At 66.4% G+C, this 1748-nt stretch carries 1 protein-coding gene; it reads right to left on the minus strand.

Translation table 11 applies throughout. The annotated features are described in order from the left end of the window. Positions 1 to 1748, minus strand: a 1748-nt coding sequence (locus tag I5W_RS11665; protein WP_252716998.1) for a DUF4118 domain-containing protein, incomplete at both ends; no start/stop codon positions are given.

Raw genomic sequence — 1748 nt, forward strand, 5'->3', positions numbered from 1 at the left:
GGGTGATTTCTCAAGGCGTGCTGCGTCATGGCCGGCGGGAAACCCCGTCCATGGTCGATCACGCTGACCTTGACCTGGGGCGCGTCATCGATGTCTTCGACATGGGCGGCAATGGTGATGCTGCTGCCAGGCGGCGAATACTTGATGGCGTTTTCCACCAGGTTGGCCAGTACCCGTTCCAGCAGCACGGCATCGACCCGCAACAGCGGCAGGTCGGGCGCGATGCGGGTCTCGACCAGGCGCCCTTCGAGCGCCTTGGCCAATAGCCGCAAGGCCGAGCCGGTCAGTTCTTCCAGCGCGTTCCACTGGCGATTCAGGGTCACCACGCCGGCTTGCAGGCGCGCCATGTCCAGCAGGTTGTTCATCAATCCCACCATCTTCTGCGACTGTTCGCTGATGGTGCGGGCCATGGCGCGGGCGTCGTCATCGAGCCGGGCGTCGCCGGCCAGCACTTCGGCACTGCCCACCAGCGAAGTCAACGGTGTGCGCAAGTCGTGCGAGATGGCCGAGAGCAGCGAATTGCGCAGGCGCTCGGACTCCATCGTCACCAGCGCATCCTGGGCGACCTCGGCATAGTGCAGGCGCTCGATGGCCATGGCGATCTGGGAGCAGAAGATTTCCAGCATCTGGCGGTTCTCGGGCAGGGCCAGTTGCGCGGCGGCCAGTTGGCGTTCTTCTTCGCTGGGCGCTTCGATGGCAAAGGCCAGCACGCCACGGGTGCGCATGGTGGCCATCAGCGGCAGGTATAGCGCCGCCGCCGATGGCAGGGTGGCCGTACCCTTGCCGGCTGGCTGGCCATTGTCATAGACCCATTGCGCCACGCCGGCATCGACGCTGCGCAAGACGTGCGCGCCACCGCTATCGGCTTGCGGTTCGGCCAGGCGCAACTGCTCGGCGCTATCGGGCAGGAAGAAGGCGATGCGTGCGCCGAACACGGCGGCCAGATGGCGGCGGCCGATTTCCAAGATCTGGTCCAGCGTGAGCAAGGCCGACAATTCCTTGCCCAGCATGTAGAGATTGGCCGCGCGCGCCTCGCGCTGCATGGCCACGCTGGCCTGACGGCGCAGGCGGGCGGTGAGCGAGCTGATGAACAGCGACACCGCCAGCATCACCGCCAGGGTGAGCAGATACTGGGCGTCCGAGACCGTGATGGAAAAGCGCGGATCGACGAAGAAGAAATCGAAGGACAGCACCGACAGTACCGATACCAGAATCGAGGCGGCCCGGCCATAGCGCATCGCCACCAGCATCACGCCCACCAGGTAGAGCATGATGACGTTGGCCGGATGCAGCTTGCCATCCAGCACGAAGGCCACGGTCGTGGTGGCGGCGCAACTGGCCACCGCCCACAGGCTGCCACGGGTGCGGCGGCGCCGGGTCAGCAGCGCTTCGGCGGCGCTGGCGGCACTGTCCATGCTGCGCTCTTCTTGATGTTCGCGGGTGCGGCTGCGGGCAATCGTGTAGAGGTCGATCTCGCCGCCGGCGCTGGCAATGCGCTGCGAGAGCGAACCGCGTGGCCAGCGCAACAGACGCCGCAGGCCGCCCTCTTCCTGCCCGATCACCAGCTTGCCGGCGTTGCGGCTGCGGGCAAATTGCAGCAGCGCGGCCGACAATTGCTCACCGCTGATGCTGGCCGTCTCGGCGCCCAGTGATTGCGCCAGTTCAGGTAAGCCACCACGCGCTCGCGTTCGTTCATGCTCTGGCGCTGGCGCGGCAAGTCCACGTGCACGGCCAGCCCATTCGGCCTG

This window comes from Herbaspirillum sp. B65 (genome assembly GCF_000333555.1).
GTDB classification, from domain to species: Bacteria; Pseudomonadota; Gammaproteobacteria; order Burkholderiales; family Burkholderiaceae_D; genus Herbaspirillum; species Herbaspirillum rubrisubalbicans.